31 protein-coding genes are annotated in these 24,169 nt (G+C 71.6%); 16 read left to right on the top strand and 15 right to left on the bottom strand.

Going from position 1 to position 24,169, the window contains the following annotated elements; genetic code table 11:
* Positions 1 to 121 precede the first annotated feature (121 nt).
* The gene (locus tag AB0I89_RS33195) at positions 122 to 1,468 is read right to left on the bottom strand and encodes an ABC transporter substrate-binding protein (RefSeq protein ID WP_357134762.1); all 1,347 of its coding nucleotides are present in this window, start codon (positions 1,466 to 1,468) and stop codon (positions 122 to 124) included.
* Between the two features lie 250 nt (positions 1,469 to 1,718).
* On the opposite strand from AB0I89_RS33195, the gene AB0I89_RS33200 reads away from it, so the two are divergent.
* On the top strand, positions 1,719 to 2,492 hold the full coding sequence (locus tag AB0I89_RS33200; RefSeq protein WP_357134763.1) for a peptidoglycan DD-metalloendopeptidase family protein: 774 nt from the start codon (positions 1,719 to 1,721) through the stop codon (positions 2,490 to 2,492).
* Positions 2,493 to 2,540: 48 nt separating this feature from the next.
* On the opposite strand, the gene AB0I89_RS33205 is transcribed toward AB0I89_RS33200, so the two are convergent.
* The 5 genes from AB0I89_RS33205 to AB0I89_RS33225 all read right to left on the bottom strand — a co-directional run bounded on the left by AB0I89_RS33205 (position 2,541) and on the right by AB0I89_RS33225 (position 5,195).
* A complete protein-coding gene (locus AB0I89_RS33205) occupies positions 2,541 to 3,035 on the bottom strand; it encodes a TspO/MBR family protein (protein WP_357134765.1) in 495 nt (164 codons plus the stop codon).
* 151 nt (positions 3,036 to 3,186) lie between these two features.
* Complete coding sequence (locus AB0I89_RS33210; RefSeq protein WP_007464364.1) at positions 3,187 to 3,330, bottom strand: GPGG-motif small membrane protein; 144 nt, start codon at positions 3,328 to 3,330, stop codon at positions 3,187 to 3,189.
* Positions 3,321 to 4,097, bottom strand: a complete 777-nt coding sequence (locus AB0I89_RS33215; protein WP_357134766.1) for a metallophosphoesterase — start codon at positions 4,095 to 4,097, stop codon at positions 3,321 to 3,323. The genes AB0I89_RS33210 and AB0I89_RS33215 overlap by 10 nt, the downstream gene beginning before the upstream one ends.
* A gap of 10 nt (positions 4,098 to 4,107) precedes the next feature.
* Positions 4,108 to 4,383: a hypothetical protein gene (locus AB0I89_RS33220; RefSeq protein ID WP_357134767.1), complete on the bottom strand. Its 276-nt coding sequence runs from the start codon at positions 4,381 to 4,383 to the stop codon at positions 4,108 to 4,110.
* Positions 4,380 to 5,195 (bottom strand): nucleotidyltransferase, encoded by an 816-nt coding sequence (locus AB0I89_RS33225; protein WP_357134769.1) that lies wholly within the window; start codon positions 5,193 to 5,195, stop codon positions 4,380 to 4,382. Before AB0I89_RS33225 ends, AB0I89_RS33220 begins: the two co-directional genes overlap by 4 nt.
* Here AB0I89_RS33225 and AB0I89_RS33230 point away from each other — a divergent pair.
* Positions 5,131 to 5,865 (top strand): thymidylate kinase, encoded by a 735-nt coding sequence (locus tag AB0I89_RS33230; protein WP_357134771.1) that lies wholly within the window; start codon positions 5,131 to 5,133, stop codon positions 5,863 to 5,865. The genes AB0I89_RS33225 and AB0I89_RS33230 overlap by 65 nt on opposite strands.
* Here AB0I89_RS33230 and AB0I89_RS33235 read toward each other — a convergent pair.
* Entirely contained in the window at positions 5,850 to 6,542 is a 693-nt protein-coding gene (locus AB0I89_RS33235) for an SDR family NAD(P)-dependent oxidoreductase (protein ID WP_357134772.1), read from the bottom strand. The genes AB0I89_RS33230 and AB0I89_RS33235 overlap by 16 nt on opposite strands.
* A 94-nt stretch (positions 6,543 to 6,636) precedes the next feature.
* On the opposite strand from AB0I89_RS33235, the gene AB0I89_RS33240 reads away from it, so the two are divergent.
* The 4 genes from AB0I89_RS33240 to AB0I89_RS33255 all read left to right on the top strand — a co-directional run bounded on the left by AB0I89_RS33240 (position 6,637) and on the right by AB0I89_RS33255 (position 10,985).
* Complete coding sequence (locus tag AB0I89_RS33240; protein WP_357134773.1) at positions 6,637 to 7,653, top strand: NAD-dependent epimerase/dehydratase family protein; 1,017 nt, start codon at positions 6,637 to 6,639, stop codon at positions 7,651 to 7,653.
* Between the two features lie 74 nt (positions 7,654 to 7,727).
* Complete coding sequence (locus tag AB0I89_RS33245; RefSeq protein WP_357134775.1) at positions 7,728 to 8,642, top strand: MurR/RpiR family transcriptional regulator; 915 nt, start codon at positions 7,728 to 7,730, stop codon at positions 8,640 to 8,642.
* Entirely contained in the window at positions 8,639 to 9,595 is a 957-nt protein-coding gene (murQ, locus tag AB0I89_RS33250) for an N-acetylmuramic acid 6-phosphate etherase (protein ID WP_357134777.1), read from the top strand. Before AB0I89_RS33245 ends, murQ begins: the two co-directional genes overlap by 4 nt.
* A gap of 400 nt (positions 9,596 to 9,995) precedes the next feature.
* Entirely contained in the window at positions 9,996 to 10,985 is a 990-nt protein-coding gene (locus AB0I89_RS33255) for a sigma-70 family RNA polymerase sigma factor (protein WP_355052221.1), read from the top strand.
* Between the two features lie 60 nt (positions 10,986 to 11,045).
* Here AB0I89_RS33255 and AB0I89_RS33260 read toward each other — a convergent pair whose 3' ends face one another.
* Entirely contained in the window at positions 11,046 to 12,023 is a 978-nt protein-coding gene (locus tag AB0I89_RS33260; RefSeq protein WP_357134779.1) for an NlpC/P60 family protein, read from the bottom strand.
* A 543-nt stretch (positions 12,024 to 12,566) separates the two neighbouring features.
* Here AB0I89_RS33260 and AB0I89_RS33265 point away from each other — a divergent pair.
* Positions 12,567 to 13,049 carry a DUF6232 family protein gene (locus AB0I89_RS33265; protein WP_357134781.1) on the top strand — a complete coding sequence of 161 codons (483 nt, stop codon included), beginning with the start codon at positions 12,567 to 12,569 and terminating at the stop codon, positions 13,047 to 13,049.
* A 24-nt stretch (positions 13,050 to 13,073) separates the two neighbouring features.
* Here the strand turns inward: AB0I89_RS33265 and AB0I89_RS33270 are convergent, their stop codons facing one another.
* Entirely contained in the window at positions 13,074 to 13,400 is a 327-nt protein-coding gene (locus AB0I89_RS33270) for a DUF3817 domain-containing protein (RefSeq protein ID WP_355052224.1), read from the bottom strand.
* Positions 13,401 to 13,426: 26 nt separating this feature from the next.
* Positions 13,427 to 13,849, bottom strand: a complete 423-nt coding sequence (locus AB0I89_RS33275) for a hypothetical protein (RefSeq protein WP_357134783.1) — start codon at positions 13,847 to 13,849, stop codon at positions 13,427 to 13,429.
* A 130-nt stretch (positions 13,850 to 13,979) separates the two neighbouring features.
* Here AB0I89_RS33275 and AB0I89_RS33280 point away from each other — a divergent pair, with 130 nt between their 5' ends.
* From AB0I89_RS33280 to AB0I89_RS33290, 3 genes are read left to right on the top strand one after another with little or no spacing between them, the layout of a single operon-like run.
* The gene (locus tag AB0I89_RS33280) at positions 13,980 to 14,318 is read left to right on the top strand and encodes a DUF6158 family protein (protein WP_357134784.1); all 339 of its coding nucleotides are present in this window, start codon (positions 13,980 to 13,982) and stop codon (positions 14,316 to 14,318) included.
* Positions 14,318 to 14,644 (top strand): hypothetical protein, encoded by a 327-nt coding sequence (locus AB0I89_RS33285; RefSeq protein WP_357134786.1) that lies wholly within the window; start codon positions 14,318 to 14,320, stop codon positions 14,642 to 14,644. The genes AB0I89_RS33280 and AB0I89_RS33285 overlap by 1 nt, the downstream gene beginning before the upstream one ends.
* Positions 14,645 to 14,696: 52 nt before the next feature.
* Complete coding sequence (locus AB0I89_RS33290; RefSeq protein WP_357134787.1) at positions 14,697 to 15,233, top strand: DUF1360 domain-containing protein; 537 nt, start codon at positions 14,697 to 14,699, stop codon at positions 15,231 to 15,233.
* Between the two features lie 54 nt (positions 15,234 to 15,287).
* Here the strand turns inward: AB0I89_RS33290 and AB0I89_RS33295 are convergent, their stop codons facing one another.
* From AB0I89_RS33295 to AB0I89_RS33305, 3 genes are all read right to left on the bottom strand, one after another.
* Positions 15,288 to 15,482 (bottom strand): hypothetical protein, encoded by a 195-nt coding sequence (locus tag AB0I89_RS33295; protein WP_357134788.1) that lies wholly within the window; start codon positions 15,480 to 15,482, stop codon positions 15,288 to 15,290.
* 48 nt (positions 15,483 to 15,530) lie between these two features.
* The gene (locus AB0I89_RS33300; protein ID WP_357134790.1) at positions 15,531 to 15,755 is read right to left on the bottom strand and encodes a hypothetical protein; all 225 of its coding nucleotides are present in this window, start codon (positions 15,753 to 15,755) and stop codon (positions 15,531 to 15,533) included.
* Between the two features lie 276 nt (positions 15,756 to 16,031).
* Positions 16,032 to 17,126, bottom strand: coding sequence for a 3-deoxy-7-phosphoheptulonate synthase (locus AB0I89_RS33305; protein WP_357134792.1), 1,095 nt, complete (start codon positions 17,124 to 17,126; stop codon positions 16,032 to 16,034).
* Between the two features lie 273 nt (positions 17,127 to 17,399).
* On the opposite strand from AB0I89_RS33305, the gene AB0I89_RS33310 reads away from it, so the two are divergent.
* Entirely contained in the window at positions 17,400 to 17,618 is a 219-nt protein-coding gene (locus tag AB0I89_RS33310; RefSeq protein ID WP_355052232.1) for a hypothetical protein, read from the top strand.
* On the opposite strand, the gene AB0I89_RS33315 is transcribed toward AB0I89_RS33310, so the two are convergent.
* A complete protein-coding gene (locus AB0I89_RS33315) occupies positions 17,585 to 18,319 on the bottom strand; it encodes a phosphodiesterase (protein ID WP_357134794.1) in 735 nt (244 codons plus the stop codon). The two genes, AB0I89_RS33310 and AB0I89_RS33315, sit on opposite strands and share 34 nt — an antisense overlap.
* Positions 18,320 to 18,425: 106 nt before the next feature.
* Here AB0I89_RS33315 and AB0I89_RS33320 point away from each other — a divergent pair, with 106 nt between their 5' ends.
* From AB0I89_RS33320 to AB0I89_RS33335, 4 genes are all read left to right on the top strand, one after another.
* Entirely contained in the window at positions 18,426 to 19,718 is a 1,293-nt protein-coding gene (locus AB0I89_RS33320) for a pitrilysin family protein (RefSeq protein ID WP_357134795.1), read from the top strand.
* Positions 19,715 to 21,055: a pitrilysin family protein gene (locus AB0I89_RS33325; RefSeq protein ID WP_357134797.1), complete on the top strand. Its 1,341-nt coding sequence runs from the start codon at positions 19,715 to 19,717 to the stop codon at positions 21,053 to 21,055. The genes AB0I89_RS33320 and AB0I89_RS33325 overlap by 4 nt, the downstream gene beginning before the upstream one ends.
* A gap of 151 nt (positions 21,056 to 21,206) precedes the next feature.
* Complete coding sequence (locus AB0I89_RS33330) at positions 21,207 to 22,232, top strand: aspartate-semialdehyde dehydrogenase (protein ID WP_357134799.1); 1,026 nt, start codon at positions 21,207 to 21,209, stop codon at positions 22,230 to 22,232.
* A 135-nt stretch (positions 22,233 to 22,367) separates the two neighbouring features.
* Complete coding sequence (locus AB0I89_RS33335) at positions 22,368 to 22,808, top strand: PPOX class F420-dependent oxidoreductase (protein WP_357134800.1); 441 nt, start codon at positions 22,368 to 22,370, stop codon at positions 22,806 to 22,808.
* Between the two features lie 22 nt (positions 22,809 to 22,830).
* Here the strand turns inward: AB0I89_RS33335 and AB0I89_RS33340 are convergent, their stop codons facing one another.
* The gene (locus AB0I89_RS33340; protein WP_357134802.1) at positions 22,831 to 23,412 is read right to left on the bottom strand and encodes a nucleotidyltransferase family protein; all 582 of its coding nucleotides are present in this window, start codon (positions 23,410 to 23,412) and stop codon (positions 22,831 to 22,833) included.
* A gap of 203 nt (positions 23,413 to 23,615) precedes the next feature.
* Between AB0I89_RS33340 and AB0I89_RS33345 the strand changes: the two genes are divergently transcribed.
* A complete protein-coding gene (locus AB0I89_RS33345) occupies positions 23,616 to 24,032 on the top strand; it encodes a CBS domain-containing protein (RefSeq protein ID WP_355052239.1) in 417 nt (138 codons plus the stop codon).
* Positions 24,033 to 24,169: the final 137 nt, after the last annotated feature.

The raw sequence follows: 24,169 nt of genomic DNA on the forward strand, positions 1-24,169 counted from the left end.
AACACCCCGTCGGGGCGTCCGCTGGGCCGCGCCCCCCCACCACACACAAAACCCCCCCGCGCGGGGCGGCGGGGGGGGGGGGGGCGGGGGGGCCCCCCCCCCCCCCCCCCCACCGCCGTGATCACTTCGGCCAGCTGCTCTCGATGCCCTGGAGCACCGGGGCGGTCGGCTTGCCGTTCAGCCAGTCGATCATGCCCTTCCAGAACGTCCCCGCGCCGACGGCGGCCGGCATCAGGTCGGATCCGTCGAAGCGGAAGGTGCCCGTCTTGTCCTGCAGGATCTGGACGGACAGCTTGTCGATCGGGCTGGCCACGTTGGCGATGTCCAGCTTGTTGTTCGCCGTGACCCAGTTGCCGAGCTTCGCGCGGCTGTTCACGTACTCGCCGGAGGCGAGGTAGGTCTGCACCGCCTGCACCTCGGGACGGTCGGCGTACGCGACGACGAACTCGCCAGCGCCCAGGACCGGCTTGCCCTTGGCCGGGTCGATGGTCGGGAAGTAGAACGCGAACGCGTCCCCGTTCTCGTCCACCTTGGTGCCCTCGGGGAACTGGTTGGCGTAGAACGACGCCTGCCGGTGCATCGCGCACTTGCCGGTGGTCACCGGCAGACCCGCCTCCTGGAAGGCGGTGGTGGTGATGCTCTTGACGCCGCCGAAGCCGCCGTTGACGTACTTCTCGTTCTTGAGGATGCTGCCGGCGCGGTCGACCGCGTCGACGATCCTCGGGTCGTTGAACGGGATGGCGTGGGTGGTCCACTGGTCGTAGACCTCGGGGCCCTGCGTCCGCAGGATCACGTCCTCGATCCAGTCGGTGGCCGGCCAGCCGGTGGCGTCACCGGACTCGACGCCCACGCACCACGGCTTCATGCCGCTGGCGGCGATCTTGTCGCTCAGCGCGATGAGCTGGTCCCAGGTGGTCGGAACCTCCCAGCCCTTCTCCTTGAAGGTCTTGGGGGAGTACCAGACGAAGGACTTGACGTTCGCGCCGAGCGGCACGCCGTAGAGCGTTCCGTTGACGGTGCCGTACTTCAGCCAGTCGGCCGGCATGTTCTGCTCGGCCATGGTCTTGGTGTCGGCGCCGAGGGACTTCAGCTTGCCGGCGTCCGCGAACCGCTTCACGAGGCCCGGCTGGGGCACGAACGCGATGTCGGGGGCGTTACCGCCGTCGACCCGGACGGGGAGCTGCGCCTCGAACTCGCCGCTGCCCTCGTAGGCGATCTCGATGCCGGTGCAGTCGGTGAACTGCGACCAGGAACGCTCGAGCAGGTCGGCCTCGGCGTCACGGATGGACGCGTAGATCGAGACCTTCTTGCCGTCGTTGCCCTGATACTTCTCGTACGGGGCACATTCGGCGGAACCCGCCTTGTCGCTCTTCTTGTCATTGCCGGTACCGCAAGCGGTGGCGCTGAACGCCAGCCCGAGTACACCGGCGATCACGAAGGCCTGGCGTGGTCTGGTAAAGACCGCCATGCCGTCCTCCTTCCTAGCCGGCGTGGTCTCCGCTGGTGACCCGCGCCGGTCCGATTGGGCGTGCACACATGTAAGCGCTTGCATCAGGTCTGGTCCACCCCCAGTCAGACACGAGCGAGTAACAATCCCGAAACCTCGTGTCCGCCGGCTGGGCGCGTTCCCGGGCGCAGATCCGGCCTCTTCCGGAGACTGGCGATTTCTGTCAGGCTGGAGGCACCTCATCGAAGGTTTTGCACATAGGAGGAGCTGGATGCGTAAGCGGTGGATCAGCCTGCTGGTGACCGGCCTGCTCGTCGGAGGGGCCGTCGCGCCGGCGAGCCCGGCCCTGGCCGCGCCGAGCTTCAAGGTGCCGTTCCCGTGCGGTCAAGCCTGGTCGGGACAGACCCGGTCGGACCACAGCCCGGCGTACGCCGTGGACTTCAATCGCACCGACGACCTGGGCGACCCGGTGGTGGCGAGCGCGCCCGGCACGGTCGACCGGGTCACCGACCTCGGCGGCACCAGTTACGGCAAGTACGTCCGGATCGACCACGGTGGCGGTTACACGACCTACTACGCCCACCTCAACGGCTTCAACGTCTCGGTCGGGCAGACTGTCGGGTACGGCAAGGTGATCGGCTGGGTCGGCAGCACCGGCGGGTCCACCGGCCCGCACCTGCACTACGAGCAGCGCCTCAACGGCAACGACGTGCAGGTCCGGTTCAACGGCGCCCTCGGCCTGTACTGGGGGACCAAGACCTACACCAGCGACAACGGTTGCTCGTCGGGCAGCGGTAACGGCACGGTCGACACCAGTGGCACGCCGCTGACCGTCCGCTCCGGCCCCGGCACCGGGTACGCCTCGGTGGGCACCGTCGCCGACGGCACCCGGGTGACCATCTCCTGCCAGACCAGCGGCACCACCGTCACCGGTACCTACGGCACCAGCTCGATCTGGGACCGCATCGGTAGCGGCCGCTACATCGCCGACGCGTACGTCTACACCGGTTACGACGGATACATCCCGAACGTGCCCCGCTGCTGACCTCTGGTGGTCTCCGGCGGGGTGACCCGCCGGAGACCGGTCGGGCGGTCAGGCGTTGAGCCGCCAGATCGACAGATTCAGCGCGGCGGCGAAGGTGACCCACGCCCAGTACGGCAGCAGCAGCGCGGCCGCGACCCGGGACACCCGGGCGAAGAGCACCACGGTGAGGCCGATCGCCAGCCACATCACCACGATCTCGGCGAACGCCAGCCCGTACCGACCCGCGCCGAAGAACAGCGGCGTCCAGATGGCGTTGAGCACGAGTTGGGCGGACCAGGCCCACAGGGCGGGGGAGAAGCCGACCCGACGCCAGACCAGCCAACCGGCGACCGCGATCAGCGCGTAGAGGACCGTCCAGACCGGGCCGAAGAGCCACGACGGCGGCGCCCAGTCCGGCTGGCGCAGGCTCGCGTACTCGTCGGTGGTGCCCCGCACACCGAGCCCGCCGATCGCGGCCGCGACGAAGACCGCCGCCGCGAAGGCGGCGAGCGCCCAGCGCGACCGCCGACCGGAGGTCGGCCCTGCCTCGCGAGATATCTCCATCATCGAGATGTTTCCGCCCGGCGTCCGGTCAAACCCCAAAAAAGCGCCGGGGCCGCTGCGGCCGGTGCTTCTGTCGGGAGGACGAAGCTCCGGTCGCGGCGACCCCGACGGGTCCCGGTGTTCGTGAGGATGTGGTTATGGGGTACGAGCGTCAATTGAAGATGCTGACACCACCCGGGCCGACGAGCAGCCCGACGACGATGAGGACGATGCCCCACAGGATCTGCCGGCGGAACAGCGCGAGGATGCCGGCGACCACGAGTACGACTGCGAGAATCCAGAGAATCAGCTCCATGACCTCTGAATACCCGACCCTCCGATCGGGGAAACCTGCTCCGTGTCGAGTTGATCCCCAACATGAAAGACGCTGTACGCCTGCTTGATCACCGGGTGCGCCACGTTGCGGACGAGTACCCCGCCCGGGGTCATGCCGCGCTCGGTTCCGGCGTGCGCGTGCCCGTGCAGGGCCAGGGCGGTCGGCGCCGAGTCGATCGCCTGCCCCAACTGGTACGACCCCAGGAACGGGTAGATCTCCAGCGGCTCGCCGACCAGCGTGTCCGGGACCGGGGCGTAGTGCGTGAGCGCGACCAGCATGTCGCACTCCAGCGAGCGCAGGGCCTCTCCCAGGCGGTCCGCGCTCTCGTTGGTGGTCCGGACGAACGCCTTCATCTCCGGCTCGCCGAAGTCGCTCGCGCACCGGCCGGCGAAACCCCCGCCGAAGCCCTTGACCCCCGCGATGCCGAGCCGACCGCCCGCACAGTCCAGGACGACGCCGTTGCCCTCCAGTACGGTGATGCCCGCGTCCTCGAGCACCTTCACCACCTGCGGCACCTGATCACACTGGTGGTCGTGGTTGCCCAGCACGGTGACCACCGGTACGGCGAGCCCACCGAACTCCTGCGCGACGCAGCGCGCCTCGGCCTCGGTGCCGTGCCGGGTCAGGTCGCCGGCCAGCAGCAGCACGTCGGCGCACTCCGGCAGCTCCTCCAGCGCCGGGCGGAACCGGCCGACCACGTCCTCGTCCAGATGCACGTCGCCCACGGCGGCGATCCGGATCACCATGAAACCTCCCTCAGGGCAGTTGCTCGATCTCCGTGGGCGCCTGGACGCGGATCACCCCGATGTCGCTGGTGATCGGCACGTCCGGGAAACGCTCCGCCACGAGACGCAGGATCTCCTCCCGCCGGTGCGGGCTCTCCACCTCGCCGTAAAGCACCAGGACGTCATCGCGTCGGATGACGGTGATCCCCTGTTCGGCGACGGCCGGATCCTCGGTGAGCGACCGTTGGATCTCCGCTTCGACGTACTCGTCGGGTGGCGCCGCGCCACCGGCCTGATCGTTCGTCACGGTGTCTCCTCTCCTGCCGGGGTGCCGGGCTCCGGCACCACCTCCAGCCGGTCCAGCAACACCAGGAACGCCTCGGCGTACGGCGAGTGCTGCGTCTCCTTGCGTACCCGTTCCCAGTCGATCTGCTCCCGTAGCGACCGGGCCAGCGGCAGGCCGCGGGCGAAGTCGCAGTAGTGCTGCGAGAAGCTGAGCAGCTTGTGCACCATGAGCTGGGTGGCGGACAGGACCGGCATGTGGATGGCGTCCACCGGCCGTACGACGGTGTCGGCGAACGTCTCCTCGGTCACCGGCGTCTCGATGGGCCGGTGGATCAGGTCCACCATCCGCTCCTCGTCGAAGACCTTGACGAGCCAGTCCTCCGGCGGTCGCTCGGCGCGGAAGCCGGCGGCGACCAGCGCCTCCAGCGACCGTTCGACGTCGGCCTCGCGAATGAGGAAGTCGACGTCGTGGTCGCTGGAGTGGCCGCCGTGGGCATAGACGGCGAAGCTGCCGCCCAGGGCGAACGGGATCTCGGACTGCTTGAGCACGGCGGCGACCTTCTTCAGGGTGTGCACCAGACTCTCGTCCCCGCGCTCAGCCATCTGGATCTCCCGTCGGTCGTGTCGTGGTGGACAGGCGGTTGGATTCGAACTCCCGTACCCGGCATTCCGGTCGCCCACACCTGCTCTGGTCGCGGGCGGGTGCCAACCGGAGCAAACGGGAACAAAGATCGCAGGAGGCGGGCATCGGTCGGATAACCTGTCGAGGGTGGCCAGACCATCGGGGACGCGACGCCGCAAGGCCCGGTTGCGCACCGTCGCTCTGATCGGCATCGACGGCTCGGGCAAGACCACTCAGGCACACCGACTGGCGGACGCGCTCAACGCGGCCGGCCGCCCCGCGACGTACCGCCGCAACGCCAGCGGGCGTCGCTGGCTCGGGCGGCTCGCCCACCGTCTCGGCCTACCGGACGCGCAACGCCTCGTCGGGCGCGACGGCGTCCTCGCGGTGGAGTCCGTACTGCGCTGGCTGGCCATCGCCGCGGCCCTGCTCGGTTGCCTGTTCACTGGTCGGACGGCCGTCATGGACCGCTACTCGGCCTGCCAGTACGCCAGCATCCGCGCCCACGGCGGGCACCGCTGGGAACGACTGGCGCGGGCCGGCTACCGGCTGTTCCCGACGCCGCAGGTGACCTTCCTGCTCGCCGTCGACCCGGCGGAGGCCTACCGGCGCATCGAGGAGCGCGGCACCGACCACGAGTCGATGGGCTGGTTGACCGCGGCGGACACCGCCTACCGGACCCTGCCCGAGTACCCGAGCTTCGTACTCGTCGACGCGGGCCGGCCCGCCGAGGAGGTGACCGAGCAGATCCAGGCCCACCTGTCGTCCTGGCTGCCGTCGGACATCCGACCCGACCCGGCGCGGCCGTCGACCGGGACGCCACCGACACCGGATCAGGCCGGGCCCGGCGACGTGCCGCTGCTGGTTCAGGCGCGTCCGTAGACCGGAACGGTGGCCCCGCTGGTCGGCGCCGAGTCCGCCGAGGCGAGGAAACGGATCACCGGCGCGATCTCGGCCGGGCTGACCCACCGCGCGTGGTCGGCGTCGGGCTGCGCGGCCCGGTTCGTCGGGGTGTCGATGACGCTGGGCAGCACGGTGTTGCAGCGGACCCCGCGCGAGCGGTACTCCACCGCGACGGCGTTGGCGAAGGCCAGCACCGCGGCCTTGGCCGTGACGTAACCGGCCGCCCCGGCGAACGGGCTGACCGCCGCGCGGGCGGAGACGCACACCACCGCGCCGCCTCCGGCCGCCACCAGGTGCGGCAGCGCGGCCTGCGTGACCAGGTACGTGGGGCGCAGGTTGACGGTGAGCATCCGCTCGAACTCCTCGACCGGTGTCTCGTGCACCAGGCCGCCGCTCGCGTACCCGCCGACCAGGTTCACCACCGCCCGCAGCGGCGCCGCCGGATCGGCCGCGGCGGCCTCGACCACCCGCGCCACGTCCGCCGGCTCGGTCAGGTCCGCGCCGAGCGAGACCAGCCCGTCCGCCGCCGGCTCCGACCCGGCGGGCCCACCCCTTCGTGGTACGACCACCCGCCAGCCCGCCTCGACAAAGGAGGCAACGACCGCGCCGCCCAACCCGCCGCCCCCACCGGTCACCACCACACTCCGCCCCACCATCCCCAAACGCTAACCCCCACCCCGCCCCGGGTGGTGTGTCTGCTGAGAGCAGAGGGGGTGGGTTTTTCGGGGTGGGGCGGCGCAGGATCGGGGCATGGCGCGGATTCTGGTTCTTGGGGGTACCCGGTTTCTTGGTCGGGCGGTGGCTCGGCTCGCCGTCGCGCGGGGGCATGAGGTGACCTGCGCGGCGCGGGGCGTGTCCGGCGCCGTACCGGAGGGGGCGCGGTTCGTGTCGGTGGACCGCGACGACCCGGCGGCGCTGACGCCGCTCGCCGGTCAGGGTTTCGACGCCGTGGTGGACGTGACGCGCCAGATCAGCCACGCCCGGTACGCGCTCGCCGCGCTGGCCGACCACGTCGGTCACTGGTCGTTCGTGTCGACGATGTCGGTGTACGCGGACAACACGACCCCGGGTCTCTCCGCGGCGAACGCGCCGGTGTTGCCGCCTCCGCCGTCGGACGTGGACGGACCGGGCCCGGACTTCCGCTGGTACGGCGAGTGCAAGGTCGCCATCGAGCAGCTGGTCCGCGAGCGGATGGGCGTGGACAGGTCGTTCATCTGCCGGGCCGGGCTGATCGTCGGAGCCGAGGATTCGAGTAACCGCTTCCCGTACTGGGTGCGACGGCTGGCCCGTGGCGGCGAAATTCTCGCGCCGGGGGAGCCGACCGACCGGGTGCAGTTCGTGGACGTCGAGGACCTCGCCGGCTGGCTGCTGCACGCCGGCGACACCCGGCTCAGCGGCACGTACGACGGGAACGGGCCGACGATGTCCCGGGCGGAGCTGCTGGCCGGGGTGGCCGCCGGGCTGGGCGTGGAGGATCCCCGTCTCACCTGGGTGGATCAGGACTTCCTGCGCGAGCACGACGTACGCGAGTGGTGGGGGGAGCGGGCACTGCCCCTGTGGGTACGGCTGCCGGAGTTCGCCGGCCTGATGGACCGGGACGTCTCCGCGGCGCTGGCCGCCGGGTTGGTCGTCCGTCCGCTCGCCGACACCGTTCGGGTGACGGCCGCCTGGATGAGGGCCGACCCGGGTGACGTACCGCAGGGTGGACTCGACCCGGCGGATGAGGCGGCGGTCCTGGGTGCGTGGCACGCTGTGCGAATGGCGTGATCCGGATCGTCGACACTTTCCCACCACGTACGGTGATGGTTGACGCTCACGCTTGGTGAAAGTAAGTTTCACCCGTGGCGAAGAGTCCGAAGATTTCTGCGAGTCACGAGCCTGGTGGACTGATCGTCCACATCAGCGGGCTCCTGCCGTCGCTGTCGCCCGCCGAGCAGCGGGTCGCCCGACTTGTCGTGTCCGACCCGGCCGCCGCCGCGCGGAGGACCATCACCGACCTCGCCACCGCAGCGGAGACATCGGAGGCGACCGTCATCCGGTTCTGCCGGTCGGTCGGGATGGACGGCTACCCGCAACTGCGCATCCGGCTCGCCGCCGAGGCCGCCCGTCGCGTCGAACCTCCGGACGCCCGGGTCGTCGGTGGTGACATCCCGCCCGGCGCGGATCTCGCCCAGATCATCGCCACCATCGCGTTCAACGACGCACGAGCTGTCGAGGAGACCGCCGAACAGCTCGACCCGGCCGTCTGCGAGCAGGTCGTCGAGGCGATCGCCGGCGCTGGCCGGATCGACATCTACGGCGCCGGGGCCAGTGGGTTCGTCGCCTCGGACTTCCAGCAGAAGCTGCACCGCATCGGCCGGATCGCCTTCTACTTCCCGGACGTGCACACCGCGCTGACCTCGGCCGCCCTGCTCGGTCGCGGCGACGTGGCGATCGGCATCTCGCACACCGGCACCACCTCGGACGTGATCGAGGTGCTGGAACAGGCCCGGACGCGTGGCGCGAGCACCGTGGCGCTGACCAACTTCCCGCGCTCGCCGATCACCGAGGTCGCCGACTTCGTCCTGACCACCGCGGCCCGCGAGACGACCTACCGCTCGGGTGCCACGGCCAGCCGTCTGGCGCAGCTCACCGTCGTCGACTGCCTCTTCGTCGGGGTGGCCGCCCGCAACCGGTCCCGGGCCCGCAAGGCCCTCGAGGCGACCGCCGAGGCGGTCCAGTCGCACCGGGTGGGCGCGAGCCGGAGGCGGGGATGACGCCCGGCTCGGTCGAGCCGGACAAGGACAAGGCAGCACCACCCACCCGCCCCACGGTCCGGGTGGCCGCGCCCACCGAACGGCGTAACCCGCTCAGCGTCGACCTCGACCTGATGTCGACCCGGGACGTCCTCACCGTGATCAACGACGCCGACCGACGGGTGCCGGCGGCGGTCGCCGCGGTGCTCGACGAGATCGCCGCGACGGTCGACCTGGCCGTCGCGGCGCTGCGCGGCGGCCACCGGGTGCACTACTTCGGGGCCGGCACCTCCGGCCGGCTGGGCGTGCTCGACGCGGCCGAACTTGCGCCCACCTTCAACTCGCCCCGGGACTGGTTCTGCGCCCACCTCGCCGGCGGCCCGGACGCCATGCTGCGCGCCGTCGAGGACGCCGAAGACGACGACCGGGGCGGCGCGATCGAGGCGGCCGGCTGTGTGCGAGCCGGTGACCTCGTGGTCGGTCTGGCGGCCAGCGGACGCACCCCGTACGTCCTCGGGGCGCTCGCCGCATCCCGCTCCACGGGCGCCTCGACGGTGCTGCTCTGCGCGAATCCGGAGGCGGAGGCCGCTCGGTCGGTCGACGTGTTCATCGGGGTGGACACCGGACCCGAGGTGGTCACCGGGTCGACCCGGATGAAGGCGGGCACGGCGCAGAAGTTGGTGCTGAACGCGTTCTCGACCGCCGTCATGGTGCGCCTGGGGCGGGTCTACTCGAACCTCATGATCGATATGGTTGCCACCAACGCCAAGCTCCGGGGCCGAATGATCTCGATCCTGGTCGAGGCGACCGGGTGTTCCGAGGAGGTCTCCCGGCGGGCCCTCGGCGAGGCCGACGGCGACCTGAAGACGGCGCTCGTCACCCTGGTCTCCGGGGCCGAGGTGACCGCCGCGCGGGCCGCCCTCGCCCGCTCCGCCGACCAGGTACGCGGGGCCCTCGCGCTGCTCGCCTCCTGAGCGCGCCCCACCCGGGAAGCGAACGGGGCTCCGGATTGTTCATCGGGGCGGAGGGTAATAACACCTCGTGGATGAACCGACCGGTCCACCGCTGCGTATCTGGCAGTGACCAGGATCGCAGCGCGGTGGTGACCCGGGTCGCTGTGTCAGCGCGGCGGGCGGTGTTGCCTATGGTGCGGGCAATCGGCGATTCGTCGATCCGCCAACCCGTCCGAGGTGCCCAGCGGCGCGCCACCCGGCGGGTGCTGACAGCAAACATGGACCGTGCTCTCAGCAACTACTCAGGCATTCGTGACACTTTCGACTCACGAAATGGAACACCCGACACGTCTCATCTGTTGTGTAGGTGTCAGCACCGGTGGGCACAGCAGAAGTTACCAGGGCTGACCGGACGTGGGGAATGGCAAGGAACCGGGCAACCGGCGCGAGCGAGGGGACCGTGGGCAACGTGGACAAGAACATTGGCATGCGAACCGACGAGGTCGCCGAGGAGCGTGACCTGGTCGGCGTCTACCTGCACGAGATCTCCCGGACGCCACTGCTGGACGCCGCCAAGGAGGTCGATCTCTCCAAGGCGATCGAGGCGGGCCTCTACGCCGAGCACCTGCTCGGCGAGGATGCCGTTCCCGACGGTGTCGACCGGGCCGACCTGGATCGGCTGGTCGCCGAGGGTGAGCGCGCGAAGGACCTCTTCATCCGCGCCAACCTGCGACTGGTCGTGTCGATCGCGCGTCGTTACGTACGCTCGGGGATGCCCATGCTGGACCTGATCCAGGAGGGCAACACCGGCCTCGTCCGAGCGGTCGAGAAGTTCGACTACGAGCGTGGCTACAAGTTCTCCACCTACGCCACGTGGTGGATCCGCCAGGCCATCAGCCGGGCGATCGCCCAGCAGGAGCGCACCGTCCGGCTGCCGGTGCACCTGGTGGAGGACGTCAACCGGATGCGCAACGTGACCCGGCAACTCACCCGTGAGCTGGGCAGCGACCCGGAGCCGGAGCAGATCGCGGCATCGCTCGGGGTCACCGTCGAGCGGGTCAACGAGCTGCGCCGCTGGTCGCAGGACACGGTTTCGCTGGACACCCCGGTCGGCGACGACGGCGACACCAACCTCGGTGACCTGGTCGCCGACAGCGACGCGCCGTCCCCGGAGGACATCGTCCTGAGCGGCCTCGAGCGGCAGCGCATCGAGGGGCTGCTCAACCACCTCGACGACCGGTCCGCCGGCATCATGCGGGCCCGCTACGGCCTGGAGGACGGCCGCGAGCACTCGCTGACCGAGGTCGCGTCCCGCTTCTCGCTGTCCCGCGAGCGGATCCGGCAGCTCGAGATCCAGGCCCTCGGCCGGCTCCGCGAGCTGGCTCGGGCCGAGGGGCTGCAGGCAGCCTGACCTGGTAGTAATGACGGCTAACGGCCGGCGTCCGATAGGGGGACGCCGGCCGTTCACCGTCTAGCGGACCCTGCCGTACCCGTGGATCGACATCATGTTCATGCCGCGCTTGAGCACGTTGCGACCGGCGCTCGGCGCGTCGATCACCTGCCCGTCGCCCACGTAGAGCGCGACGTGCCCCAGACCGCTGTAGAAGATGAGGTCTCCGGGTCGCAGATCGCCTCGGCCGATGTGTGCGACCGCCCCCCACTGCATCCGCGCGCTGTGTGGCAGCGATCGTCCGGCCGCCCGCCAGGCGGCCAGGGTGAGCCCGGAGCAGTCGTAGCCGCCCGGCCCCTCACCTGCCCAGACGTACGGCTTGCCGATCGCGCCGAAGGCGTAGCGCACCGCCGCGCCGGCATCTCCGGCGATCGCAGGTACGTTTCGGGCCTCGGCCTCGGTCGCCTTGGGCGCGGGCCGCTCGGTGGCCGCCCCGTACGCCTGTCGGCGCAGCTCGTACAACTCGGCCAGGTCCTTCTCGATGCGCGTCTTGCCCGCCGCCAACTCGTGGGCCTGGGCGGCCTGCCGGGCCAGGGTGGCGTCCAGCCGATTCTTCTCGTCGAGCAGTCGCCGCTGGTTGTCGGTGAAGCCGGAGATGCGCTCCTGACGCTGTCGGGTCAGCTGGTCGAGGGTGCCGAGCCGGTCCAGCATGGCGGCGGCGCCGCCGGGCCGGAGCAGCGCGTCGGCGGTACGCAGACCGCCGCTTCGGTACGCGGTGTTGGCGAGTGCGGCGACGTCCGCCCGGCTCTGCTCGGCCTGCTGTTCGAGCGGGCCGATGCGGGCCTGTAATCGGGCCACCGCTGCTTTGTTGACCTTGATGTCCTCGGTGAGCTTGTTGTACGACTCCACGACCCGCTCCAGCTCGGCCGAGGACGTCTCGATCCGGCGGGTCAGGTCGGCGGGGGACGGCTCGGCGTGCGCCGCCGCCGTCGGGGCGATCAGGGCGGCCGACAGGCCGACCAGCGCCACGGTACGCAGCAGGGTTCTCAGGGATGACAAGAGCGAGAGGCTCCTCTCCCACGGCCGCCGACGGGGCTGCTGACGCCCTCGGCGACACCGGCCGGGGTCGTCCGGGTGGACGACACTGGGCCGGACCGGCTCGCCCAACCTAACCCGGGACGGTTGTGCTGCGCAGTTGAAGCAGGGGCGAATGTTGACCAAGTGGCAGGAAGTGCCACTGCGGAACCACAGCGTCAATGGGGCCGCCGACACGGGGGTGAAGGCTTCTGCGGCGCTTTTGCTTGCGATTTTGACCGATATGCGACTTTCGTCGTTCCCGGCGCATGCCGCCGGTTAACAGCGCGCCATACCCGATAAAAGGTGAAATGGATGCTGTTTCGCGACGATGTCGCCCGGACGGGTGAGCCGTCCGCTGCCGTAAATGCCCAGGTGCAGTGGCGGTGCCCCAACACAATGGAGCCCGGGGCCGGGAATCCCGTCATCGGCGGCTCACGCCGGTGGTCACGGGATCCGACCCGACAGACCGCACCCGCGGGAGGATCCGTGAATCGTGAAGGCGCAACGACGCGACCGCAACGAACGGTGCCCAGTGCCAGGTCCACGCTGCTCTACGCGCGACCCGGCATCATCGTCACCGTCGACCGGTTCACCGTCGGACGCACCAGCTACCGCATCCCCGACCTGACCAACCTGCGTACCACCCGAGGGCCGCACGACCGGATCGCCGTCCGGGCCGTCGTGACCACCGCCTCCATGATCGGCGTGGTCGGCCTGCTCCTCGGCTTCAGTGGCGGCCTACAGCGGTTGACCGCCGGGGCGTACCTCATCCTCGGAGCGGTCCTTCTGCTGCCGGCCACCCTCGCCCTCGTCGGTGACCGCTGGCGGCCACCGCCGTACGAGCTGTGGGGATGGCACCGGGGCGCGGAGGTGCTGCTCTTCAGCGCCGACGACGAGCGGCAGTTCGGTCAGGTCACCCGGGCGCTGCTGCGCGCCCGGGAGGTCAACCGGTACGGCGGTTGGGTCGACCCGGTCGCCTCGGCCGACCCCTGGCGGCCGAACCGCTGACCGGACAGCCCTCAGGGCCCCCGGTCAGCCGGCGACCGGCTCCGGCGTACGGGTGGCCGGCCGGTCGAGCCAGGCGGTGACGCGACGCTCGGCGTAGAACGAGACGAACGGCACGGTGCCGGCCAGCATCACCAGGAGCATCCGCTTCAGCGGCCAGTCGGCCCGGCGACTCAGGTCGAACGCGGCCACCAGATAGATCATGTAGAGGAAGCCGTGCGCCGGGCCGACGGTCTCCACCACCGTCGGGTTGTCGAACGCGTACTTCAGCGGCATCCCGATCACGACCAGCAGGATCAGCACCACGCCCACGATCCAGGCGATCACGCGGTACCGAGTAAGGGCTGCGCCCACTTCGTCCGTCCTTCTTCAGGCCCGGCTCAGCCGGGATAGTCACCGGGCCGGGCGCCCGGATTGGCGTTCAACCATGACAGGTAGTCGTTGTACGCGGCCAGCGCCGCGTCGTCACCGGGCGTCGCGTCGACCGGCGCCCTGGTCACCCGCACCGGTCGGCGTACCGCCGGTCGGGAGTCGGCGCTCGCGGCCGGGGCCGGCTCGTCGGCCGGAGCGCCGGGAGACACCGTGCCGCCCTGCGCGCCGCGCCGGGCCAGCCGCACCTCGCGCCACCAGACGTACACCACGAAGCCGGCGAAGATCGGCCACTCGACGGCGTACCCCCAGCTGAGGTTGTTGCCGGCGGTGGCCCGGCTGATCTGCCACCAGCCCAGCCCGAGGAAGCTCCCGACCAGCACGACCATGGCCACGTGACGTGCGATCCACGCCGGGGTCCAGAGCCACCTCATGGCGTCGAGGGTACCGGGGACGGCGGCGCTCTCCGACACGGTGTCGTAGCTGGCGCGCGGACGGGATGGTTTGGTGTCACCCGGGGTGGGCATCCGTCTAGGCGCCAGCCCAAACGAGACCAGGGGGGCGATGATGACCGGATCGGTACGCGAGGACGGGTTTGCGTCCAGCGGCGGTACGGAGATGAGCCCGGAGCAGCGGGTGCCCGAGTGGGACGGCGACCACTTCGCCGACCCCGGGGGCGCCGAACTCGACGGCGACGCGGTCGGCGTCGACCCGACGGAGCTGACCGACGACGATCTGATCCGCGAGATGCACAGCCTGCACCGCACCCGGCTGGACACGCTGCGGCACGCGGCGGATTCCGCGCTCGCGAACCATCTGCGGCGCACGGCGGATCTGGAGACCGAGTACCTGGCGCGCCACCCGGGCCGGGAGGTCGACCCGAGCCGTCTGCGGGACGCCTGATGGCGGCCCGAGCCGTGCGTGGCATGTCCGCGCCGCCCGAGGTGGTCTTCAACACGGCCACCGACCCGGCCCGAGCCTCGGCCTGGTTGCCCGCGCCACTGCGATCCGACGGGAGCCCTCCGGCCGAGGTCAGCGGGGAGGAACTGCGGGCCCGCTGGGGTGACGCCGACTGGGCAGCCGAGATCCGGGTGGATCCGGCCGACTCCGGCGGCGCGCGGATCCAGCTCGACCTGACCGACGGCTCCGGTGCCGACCCGGACCAGTTGGCCGACGAGGCGCTGGCCAACCTCGCCCGCGAGGTCGCCGACAACCTGCAGGCCGGTTGAGACACGCCGACCGTTCGGAACTTTCGTACCACGACGACATGGAAGGAGACCGGTGACCGACACTGGCCTGCGACAGAGGGTGGCGCGGCTGCGCCGGGCGTACGCGCCGCACGAGCATCGACCGCTCGGCGGCTACCTGGCGGCGATGGGCACCTACGCGGGCGTCACCGGAGCGCTCGCCGGCCTGGTCAAGGTGACCGGGCGGCCGGTACCCGAGCGTCCCGCCGTCGCCGATGTGGTGCTCCTCTCCATCGCCACGCACAAGCTCAGCCGGCTGCTGTCCAAGGACGCGGTGACCAGCCCGCTGCGGGCCCCGTTCACCCGATACGACCGGCCGATCGGCAGCGGCGAGGTGATGGAGCAGGTCCGCGACTCGGGCAGCTCCACCCGGCACGCCATCGGCGAGTTGCTGAGCTGCCCGTTCTGCCTGGCGGTCTGGGTGGCGACGGGGCTCACCGGGGGACTGGTGCTCGCCCCCCGGCTGACGCGTCTGGTGGCGACCGCGCTCACCGCCGTGGCAGCCTCCGACTTCCTCCAGATGGCGTACGCCTCGGCCCAGCAGGCCGCCGAGGGCGGACACGACGACTGACGAGCAGACGCGAGGAGGGGGCCGGCATCTGCCGGCCCCCTCCTGTCGTACGCGTCACCGCTGCATGCCGGACCAGCCGTGCGGCGACTCCGGCTCGCGCTCGTCCTCGTCCGCGCCCGTGATGATGTCCCGGTCCACCGCCGTGCGGTCGTGCTCGTTGGCGAAGTCCGGCTCGGGCGTGGTGTCCGTGCCCTCCGGCGGCTGGCCCAGCGCCGGGACCTTCTCCTCGTGGTCCTCGTGGTGCGTCATGGTGTCGTCCCTTCGCGTCGCTGGGCTCGCTGGCTGCGCTCGTTCCGCTCAGGCGACGCTGCCACCCAGCAGGTCGCTGGCCTCGTCCACCGCGTACTCGCCCTCGGGTAACGCGTCGATGCGGGCGAGCAGGTCCGGCGGGAGTTCGGCGGCGACCGCCTGGCGGTAGATCTCCGCCTGCTGGATGCGCTCCTGGCCCCGGAAGATGTCGTCCAGCAGGTCGTCGAGGGCCCGGGTGTCCGGCTCGTCGGCCACGGATGCGTCGTCGGTCACGTTGGTCAGCTACCCGGGCCGGAATCGGTCAAACGTCACGCCCTGCGCCTGCCCCGTGCCTACCGACAGCGCCGCCCCCGGCCTCGTGAGCCGGGGGCGGCGCTGGTGTCGGTGTGTAGGTCGCCTCTCGGCGAGTGGCGCGACGCGGCTCCAGCCGAACGGTATTCCGCGAGGGCTATTTAGGTGAGGCCCGGGGACACTGAGCACACCGACACCTCAGTTAACCAGGCCGCACCCACTCGTGTTCCGCGCACCGCAGTGCCGGCCGTCACACCCTCAGGCGGCGGTGGGCAGGGTGGCCCGGCGCGCGCGCACGGCGGTGGCCAGTGCGGCGAGCACCTCGGCGGTGTCGTCCCAGCCGAGGCAGGCGTCCGTCACCGAACGGCCGTACACCAGCTCGCGGGTGGGATCGAGGTCCTGCCGGCCGGGCAGGAGGAACGACTCCAGCATCACGCCGGTGATTCCGCGCTGGCCGGCGCCCAGTTGGGCGGCCACGTCGGCGGCGACCAGTGGTTGGTTGCGGTGGTCCTTGCCGCTGTTGGCGTGGCTGGCGTCGATCACCAGACGCTCGGGCAGCCCGGCGGCCCGGAGCAGGTCGAGCGCCCCCGCCACCGACGCCGCGTCGTAGTTGGGTCGACCGCCGCCGCCACGGAGCACCAGGTGACCGTCGGTGTTCCCGCGCGTGTGCATGATCGCGGGGGTGCCCGAGAAGTCGATGCCCGGGAACACGTGCGGCACTCCCGCTGCGCGGATCGCGTCCACGGCCGTGCCGATGCTGCCGTCGGGGCGGTTCTTCATGCCGATCGGCATGGACAGGCCGGAGGCGAGCTGCCGGTGCACCTGGCTCTCCACGGTGCGGGCGCCGATCGCGCCCCAGCCCACCGTGTCGGCGATGTACTGCGGGGTGATCGGGTCGAGGAACTCGCAGCCCACCGGCAGGCCGAGGCGCAGGACGTCGAGCAGCAGCGCACGGGCTCGACGCAGGCCGGTGTTGACGTCGCCGCTGCCGTCCAGCCCGGGGTCGTTGATCAGGCCCTTCCAGCCGACCGTCGAGCGGGGTTTCTCGAAGTAGACCCGCATGACGATGAGCAGGTCGTCGGCGAGCCGGTCGGCGGCGGCGCGCAGGCGCTCGGCGTACTCCAGCGCGGCGGCCGGGTCGTGCACCGAGCACGGGCCGACCACCACCAGCAGGCGGTCGTCCTCGCGGTCGAGAACGCGGCTCACCGCGCGGCGGTCGTTCAACACGGCCGCGGCGAGCGGGGCGTCCAGGGGCAACTCGTGGTGCAGCAGGGCGGGTGTGGTCAGCGGCACGACGCGGTCGATCCGCTGGTCGCTGACCCGATCGGTCTCCGGGGTCGTCACGGTGGGCATCCTTTCGCCGACCGTGCCCGGGGCCGGTGCCCGGGACGAGCCGGCTGCTCGTACGCAGAGGGGCGGGAACGACAGCTCCTGCCCGGCCGGCTCGGTCCGTGGTGACGTCAGATCATGGTGAAGTCACCGGCGTGCCAGCCGGCTGCCTAAACCATGGATACGTCCTCATCACCGGGCCAGCCTACCCGACCGGGCCGGGCTCGCCCGTCCCTCGTCCCAGGATGCGGCGTGAACACCGCGTGCGAAGGTCGGGCCCGGGGTAACAGGGGTGCCATGACTGACGAGCAGAGCGATCAGGAGCGGGCGGAGTCCCGCGCCCACCACCTCCTTCCCGAGGAGGTCGCCGCGGGCAGTGACGATCCGCAGGCGCAGGCGGAGGCCATCCTCGCCGAATCGGACCTGCGCGAGGCGGACCAGAACGCGGCCCCCGACACGGTGCTGGAACGGCGTACCTCGGATCAGACCGTGGTGGCCGTCGAGCCGCCGGACTGAACCGTCGCGCCGCGGGCCCGGCGTGACCCCCGGTAGGTCTGCTCGCGCAGCCAGCCGAGCGGACCGGCCGCCCGCAGGCCGGCCGGCAGGTTGCGCACCGGGTCGAACGCGAGCGCGGCGTCCTGGCGGGCGTCCAGCGGGACGCCGATGCCGACCTGGCCGACCGGCCGCCACGGCCCCACGGCGGACGCGACCGCGAGCACCAGGCGCGGCGCGTCCGTCCGGGCCGCGGCCGTGACGGCGGACAGGGTACGACCGAGGTCGACCGCCTCCGGGTCGGCCAACGCGGCCAACCAGAGTCGGCGACGACCCGCGCGATAGCCCATGATCGTGCTGTACGTCCCGGAGAACCCCCGGCGGGGCAGTGGCAGGTTCCGCAGCACCGGAGCCGCCCCGCTGGAGCTGACCAGCAGGTCGAACGGACGCCCCTGGCCGGAGTGCACGCGCAGGGCCAAACCCAGCACGTCCGGCCACCCGCCCGGCGTCGGCGTCCCCCGGGACAGCCGGACCGTGCCCGCGTACTCACCGGGGTCGTCCAGGAGGCCGACCCCGACGGGCGGTCCGGGCGTACCCCAGATCGTCACCAGGGCGGAGAACGACGCGCCCGCCGGATGCAGCAACCGGCCGCGGCGCAGGCGGCCGAGCGCGGCGCTCGCGCGTTCGACGGCGCGGGCGGCGCGGCGTGGGGTCGGTCGGGTCATACCCCCTGCGGTACCCCGAGCGGCGGACTCGATGCGGGCGGGTGGGTCGGCTCGCCGACGCACCGCACGTCACCTTTCCGTCCGCGAGATCGGATAGCGTCGTGCCATGCCCGACAGTGGTTACCCCTGGCCCATCGAGACGTCCCGACTGGACAACGGCCTGCGTGTGGTGGTGAGCGAGGATCGCACCGCGCCCGCGGTGGCCGTCAACCTCTGGTACGACGTCGGATCCCGGCACGAGCCGGCCGGGCAGACCGGCTTCGCCCATCTCTTCGAACACCTCATGTTCGAGGGCTCGGTGAACGTGGCGAAGACCGAACACATGAAGCTGATCCAGGGCTCCGGCGGCTCGCTGAACGCCACCACCAACCCGGACCGGACGAACTACTTCGAGACGGTCCCGGCCGAACACCTGGAGTTGGCGCTCTGGCTGGAGGCCGACCGGATGGGCGGGCTCGTCCCGGCGCTCACCCAGGAGACGCTGGACAACCAGCGCGAGGTGGTCAAGAACGAGCGCCGGCAGCGCTACGAGAACGTCCCGTACGGGGACGCCTGGCTGCGGCTGCTGCCGCTGCTCTACCCGCCGGGGCACCCGTACCACCACTCGACGATCGGTTCCATGGCCGACCTGAACGCCGCCGACCTCGCGACCTTCCAGGCGTTCCACGAGATGTACTACGCGCCGAACAACGCGGTGCTCACCGTCGTCGGCGACGCCACGGCCGCCGAGGTGTTCGCGCTGGCCGACAAGTACTTCGGCGCGTTGCCCGCCCGCGACGACATCCCCGCCGCCCCGGACGGCCGCAGCGTCCCGGCGACCGGGCAGCCCGCCGTGGAGACGGTGAGCGCCGACGTGCCCGCGCCGCGCGTCTACGTCGCGCACCGCGGCCACCCGTTCGGCACCCCCGGGTACGACGTGCTCACCGTCCTCGCCACGGTCCTCGGCAGCGGTCGGGGCAGTCGGCTCTACCAGCGGCTCGCCGACGGCGAGCGGATCGCCCAACCCGACCTGGTCGGCGCGTACGGGGTGGACCTCGCGCACGCGCCCGCGCCGCTGATCGCCACCGCCACGGCCCGGCCCGGGGTGAGCGCCGAACGGCTGACCGAAGGGCTCGCCGAGGTCGTCGACGAGCTGGCCACCGTGCCGGTCACCGCCGCCGAACTGGACCGGGCCAAGGCGCTGCTGAGCACCGCGTGGTGGCGGCAGATGTCGACGGTGGACGGCCGCGCGGACACGCTCGGCCGGTACGCCACCCAGTTCGGCGACCCTGCCCGGGCCGCCGACCGGCTGCCCGCCTGGCTCGCCGTGACCGCCGAGCAGATCGCCGAGACGGCCGCCGAGGTGCTCGGCGCCGCCGACCGGGTGACCCTGACCTACGTGCCCGAGGAGACCGCATGACGCTGATCACCGACCGTCCCGGCCCGGGTGCCGCTCGCCCGTACCGGTTCCCGCCGGTGGTCCGCCGCGCGGTAGGCGGCGGGCAGGTGGTCGCCGCGCACCTGCCCGGGCAGAACCTCGCCGTCGCGCTGCTGTTGCTCGACGCGGGCGCCGGCCGCGAGCTGGCCGGTAAGGAGGGCCTGGGCGGCGTCCTCGCCAAGGCCATGGAGGAGGGCACCGCGCAGCGGGACGCCACCGCGTACGCGCTGGCCATCGAGGCGTTGGGCACCGAACTGGTGACCGGGCTGGACTGGGACTCGTTCCAGGTCAGCGTGCAGGTCCCGGTGGACCGGTTGACCGCCGCCGTGGAACTGCTCGCCGAGGCCGTCCGGACGCCCCGGCTCGACCCGACCGACGTGCGGCGGGTCCGCGACGACGAGGCGAACGCGCTGCGCATGGACTGGGCCAACCCCGGTCCGCGCGCCGACGCCGCGCTGCGCGCCGACCTGTTCGGCGCCGACACGCGGTGGGGACGACCGATGTACGGCGACCCGGACTCGGTGGCCGCCCTGGACGTGGAGGACATCACCGTCTTCCACTCCGAGTGGTTCCTGCGGCCCGGCACCCTGGTCGTCGCCGGTGACCTGGACCGGATCGACCTGGACGCGCTGGCGGCCGCGGCGTTCGCCGGCACCGGAGGCGGTCCGGCCGAGCGCGGCGGTCCGGTCGAGGTGCCGCTGCGCGCCGGCCGGCGGATCATCCTGGTGGACCGGCCGGGCTCGGTGCAGTCCACGCTGCGGCTCGGTCACCCGTCGCCGCACCGGGCGCACCCCGACCACGTACCGATGACCCTCGCCGGCACGGTCCTCGGCGGGGCGTTCACCTCCCGGCTCAACCACCTCATCCGCGAGGTGCGCGGATACACGTACGGCATCCGGGGCGAGTTCGCCTCGTCCCGCCGGTTCGGCCGGTTCGCGGTCAGCTCGGGCGTGCAGACCGCGGTCACCACGCCGGCCCTGGTCGAGGCGGTGGGCGAGATCGCCCGTACGCAGGCGGACGGCGTGACCGAGGACGAGCTGGCGGTGGCCCGTTCCTGGCGGGCCGGGCAGCTCTCGGTCGAGTTGCAGAGCCCGCGGGCGATCGCGTCGGCGCTGACCACGCTCGTGGTGCACGACCTGCCGGACGACTACCACGCCCGGCTGCGCGAGGAACTGCTCAACGCCGACGTGGACCAGGTGTCGGCGGCAGCGGCCACCCACCTGCACACCGACGCGCTGACCCTGGTGGTCGAGGGCGACGCGGCAGTGATCCGAGAAGACCTGGAGTCCGCAGCCCTAGGAGACCTACACCTGCTGTAGACGCGTTGATCAAGAGGTTTGCGTCGGATTGCACGCGCTTCCTGACGCAAACCTCTTGATCAACGTGCCGGGCGCGGTCCGGTGTGAGGTGGGACCCGGGAGGTGGGAAAGGGGTCCCGGTTTCGGGGGTGGGGTGGGTAGCCTCCGGGGCATGAGGATCGGCATTGTGGGGGCCACCGGCCAGGTCGGTGGCGTGATGCGGCAGGTGCTGGCGGAGCGGGAGTTCCCCGCGGAGCAGGTGCGATTGTTCGCCTCGGCGCGTTCCGCGGGGCGTACGTTGCCGTGGCGCGACGGGGAGGTGACCGTCGAGGACGCCGCGACGGCGGACTACTCCGGGCTGGACATCGTGCTCTTCTCGGCAGGTAAGGGCACGGCCAGGGAGCTGGCTCCCCGGGTCGCCGAGGCCGGCGCCGTAGTGATCGACAACTCGTCGGCGTTCCGGATGGACCCGCTGGTGCCACTGGTGGTCGCCGAGGTCAACCCACACGCCGCGGCCGACCGCCCGAAGGGCATCATCGCTAACCCCAACTGCACGACGATGGCCGCGATGCCGGTGCTGCGCCCGCTGCACGCCGAGGCCGGTCTGATCGGCCTGGTCATCTCGACGTACCAGGCGGTCTCCGGCGCCGGGCTGGCCGGCGTCGCCGAACTGGACGAGCAGGTCCGCAAGGTCGCCGAGCACGCCTCGGCTCTGGCCTTCGACGGGTCGGCCGTGGAGTTCCCCGCGCCGCGCTCGTTCGCCGAGCCGATCGCCTTCAACGTGCTGCCGCTGGCCGGCTCGATCGTCGACGACGGCTCGTTCGAGACCGACGAGGAGCAGAAGCTCCGCAACGAGAGTCGCAAGATCCTGGAGATCCCCGACCTCAAGGTCTCCGGCACCTGCGTCCGGGTGCCGGTCTTCACCGGCCACTCGCTGCAGATCAACGCCCGCTTCGCGCGGCCGATCACGCCGCAGCGGGCCCACGAGCTGCTGGCCGACGCGCCCGGCGTCGCGCTCACCGCCGTGCCGACGCCGTTGCAGGCCGCCGGGCAGGACCCGACCTACGTGGGTCGCATCCGCGCCGACGAGACCGTCGAGTACGGGCTGGCGCTGTTCTGCTCCAACGACAACCTGCGCAAGGGCGCGGCGCTCAACGCCGTACAGCTCGCCGAGTTGGTCGCCGCCGAACGGCGCTGAGGATCACCGTCCCCTGCGGGCCCGGCCGGTCACGGTCCGGGCCCGCAGTCGGTGATGGGCGCCGGCACATCGGGAGCGGGACCGCGCCGGTCGTGTTTGGATGGACGAAGCCGACCGCGCCACCTGGAGGAAGTTGTGCCGGAGAATCCCAACCAGCAGGCGTTGACCGACCTGGTCGCCGGTCGTTCGATGGGCGTCCTCGCCACCATCAAACGTGACGGGCGACCGCAGCTGTCCACGGTGGTCTACTCGTTCGATCCCGCTGCCGGCCTGATCCGGGTATCCGTCACCGACGGCCGGGCCAAGACCGCCAACCTCCGTCGGGACCCGCGCGCCAGCTTCCACGTCAGCAGCGAGGACGGCTGGGCGTACACGGTCGTCGAGGGGCGTGCCGAGCTGACCGCCACGGCGGCCGACGTCGAGGACGCCACGGTCGAGGAACTGGTCGGGCTCTACCGGTCGTTGCGCGGCGAGCACCCGGACTGGGCCGAATACCGCAGCGCCATGGTTGCCGAGCAGCGGCTGGTGCTGCGCCTGCACGTGGAGCGGATGTACGGGATACCGCCCCGCTCCTGAGGGATCGCCGGCGGCTGCCGGCTCAGCCCGGCTCGACCACGGTCACCCCGGGCCAGCGATGCGCGGGCCGGTGACGGGCCAGCCGCTGTCGGGACCGCGCGACGTCCACCCGGGCCGGGTTGTGCCGCCACACCCCGCCGAGCAGGTCCGCGAGGCCGTACGGGGCGCAGACCTCCAGCTCACCACCCGCTGCCAGGCGCACGGCCACGGCCGTGGCGTACTCCGGCCAGGTGGCCACCGCCTCGGCGACGCTCCGGTACGGCGCGATCGGGTCACCGCCAAACTTCGAGGCGTACCAGGTGTGTACCGCCGCCTGGTTGCGCGCCTGCCACGGTGCAGCCGACCAGGCGGCGACCAGACGGTCGGTGGCCCGTTGGTCGTCCTCGCGGGACAACCTCGCCGGGTCGAAGAAGACCACGTCCACGTCACGGACGGTCGTCGGGTCGAACCCGTCGCCGTACCGCTCGCCCCAGACCAGGTCGCGCAGGGCGCCCGCGCCGATCCAGGCGTCGGGTAGGCCGGAGTCGCGGACCACGGTCAGTGCCCGGGTCAGCCAGGCGTTGCCGCCGATCAGCTCCCGCAGCTCACGCTCACCCGTCAGCACCTCGTCCACGGTAGGCGGCGGCGCCGAGGCTCGCTGCCCCGCGGCACCTTCCCGCTGCTGCCGATGTTCTACACCCTGACCAGCAGTGGTCTCTGCTAACTGTGCCGCCTGCGTCGGCCACCCGGATAGCCGGTCGACCGATGGTGTTACCCCCTGCGGAGCGGCGGGTAGACGGGCCGTGCCGACACCGAGAGGGGAGCACCATGACAACGGTCGGAGAGTTCATGACGACCCGGTTGGTGACGATGGACGGCAACGACACGCTGATCGCCGCCGCGCAGGAGATGCGCGACAGCGCCATTGGTGACGTGGTGGTGACCGATGGCGACAGTGTCGTCGGTATCGTCACGGACCGGGACATCACGGTCCGGGGTGTCGCGGAGAACATGGACCCGGGCTCGACCCGGCTGAACCAGATCACCAGCCGCGATGTGATCACGGTGAGCCAGTACGACGACGCGGTGTCCGCCGCTGACCTGATGCGTACCTACGCCGTACGCCGGCTGCCGGTGGTCGACGAGGGCCGCCTGATCGGCCTGGTCTCGATGGGCGACCTCGCGGTCGAGCGTGAGCCGCAGTCGGTGCTGGCCGACATCAGCGCCGACGAGCCGAACAACTGACGCACGCAGCACAAGAGCGCCGGCCCTCCCATCCCGGAAGGGCCGGCGCCCCCGGGGCCGCCCCCCCCCCCCCCACACCGCGCCGCAGGGGGCGGCTCCCTGTGCGACCCCGGGCGGGGGGTGGCGTCGGGAGGGGT

Source organism: Micromonospora sp. NPDC049801 (assembly GCF_040656575.1).
GTDB lineage: Bacteria > Actinomycetota > Actinomycetes > Mycobacteriales > Micromonosporaceae > Micromonospora.

Bases quoted from the DNA above. Each gene is read 5' to 3' on its own strand.
- AB0I89_RS33225 (WP_357134769.1), bottom strand. From the start codon at position 5,195: ATGCCGATCAGAGCGACGGTGCGCAACCGGGCCTTGCGGCGTCGCGTC.
- AB0I89_RS33255 (WP_355052221.1), top strand. From the start codon at position 9,996: ATGGCAAGGAACCGGGCAACCGGCGCGAGCGAGGGGACCGTGGGCAAC.
- AB0I89_RS33305 (WP_357134792.1), bottom strand. From the start codon at position 17,126: ATGCCCACCGTGACGACCCCGGAGACCGATCGGGTCAGCGACCAGCGG.
- AB0I89_RS33275 (WP_357134783.1), bottom strand. From the start codon at position 13,849: ATGAGGTGGCTCTGGACCCCGGCGTGGATCGCACGTCACGTGGCCATG.
- AB0I89_RS33235 (WP_357134772.1), bottom strand. From the start codon at position 6,542: ATGGTGGGGCGGAGTGTGGTGGTGACCGGTGGGGGCGGCGGGTTGGGC.
- AB0I89_RS33295 (WP_357134788.1), bottom strand. From the start codon at position 15,482: ATGACGCACCACGAGGACCACGAGGAGAAGGTCCCGGCGCTGGGCCAG.
- AB0I89_RS33310 (WP_355052232.1), top strand. From the start codon at position 17,400: ATGACTGACGAGCAGAGCGATCAGGAGCGGGCGGAGTCCCGCGCCCAC.
- AB0I89_RS33240 (WP_357134773.1), top strand. From the start codon at position 6,637: ATGGCGCGGATTCTGGTTCTTGGGGGTACCCGGTTTCTTGGTCGGGCG.
- AB0I89_RS33325 (WP_357134797.1), top strand. From the start codon at position 19,715: ATGACGCTGATCACCGACCGTCCCGGCCCGGGTGCCGCTCGCCCGTAC.
- AB0I89_RS33330 (WP_357134799.1), top strand. From the start codon at position 21,207: ATGAGGATCGGCATTGTGGGGGCCACCGGCCAGGTCGGTGGCGTGATG.
- AB0I89_RS33195 (WP_357134762.1), bottom strand. From the start codon at position 1,468: ATGGCGGTCTTTACCAGACCACGCCAGGCCTTCGTGATCGCCGGTGTA.
- AB0I89_RS33320 (WP_357134795.1), top strand. From the start codon at position 18,426: ATGCCCGACAGTGGTTACCCCTGGCCCATCGAGACGTCCCGACTGGAC.
- AB0I89_RS33285 (WP_357134786.1), top strand. From the start codon at position 14,318: ATGGCGGCCCGAGCCGTGCGTGGCATGTCCGCGCCGCCCGAGGTGGTC.
- AB0I89_RS33210 (WP_007464364.1), bottom strand. From the start codon at position 3,330: ATGGAGCTGATTCTCTGGATTCTCGCAGTCGTACTCGTGGTCGCCGGC.
- AB0I89_RS33205 (WP_357134765.1), bottom strand. From the start codon at position 3,035: ATGGAGATATCTCGCGAGGCAGGGCCGACCTCCGGTCGGCGGTCGCGC.
- AB0I89_RS33345 (WP_355052239.1), top strand. From the start codon at position 23,616: ATGACAACGGTCGGAGAGTTCATGACGACCCGGTTGGTGACGATGGAC.
- AB0I89_RS33200 (WP_357134763.1), top strand. From the start codon at position 1,719: ATGCGTAAGCGGTGGATCAGCCTGCTGGTGACCGGCCTGCTCGTCGGA.
- AB0I89_RS33280 (WP_357134784.1), top strand. From the start codon at position 13,980: ATGATGACCGGATCGGTACGCGAGGACGGGTTTGCGTCCAGCGGCGGT.
- AB0I89_RS33315 (WP_357134794.1), bottom strand. From the start codon at position 18,319: ATGACCCGACCGACCCCACGCCGCGCCGCCCGCGCCGTCGAACGCGCG.
- murQ (WP_357134777.1), top strand. From the start codon at position 8,639: ATGACGCCCGGCTCGGTCGAGCCGGACAAGGACAAGGCAGCACCACCC.
- AB0I89_RS33215 (WP_357134766.1), bottom strand. From the start codon at position 4,097: ATGGTGATCCGGATCGCCGCCGTGGGCGACGTGCATCTGGACGAGGAC.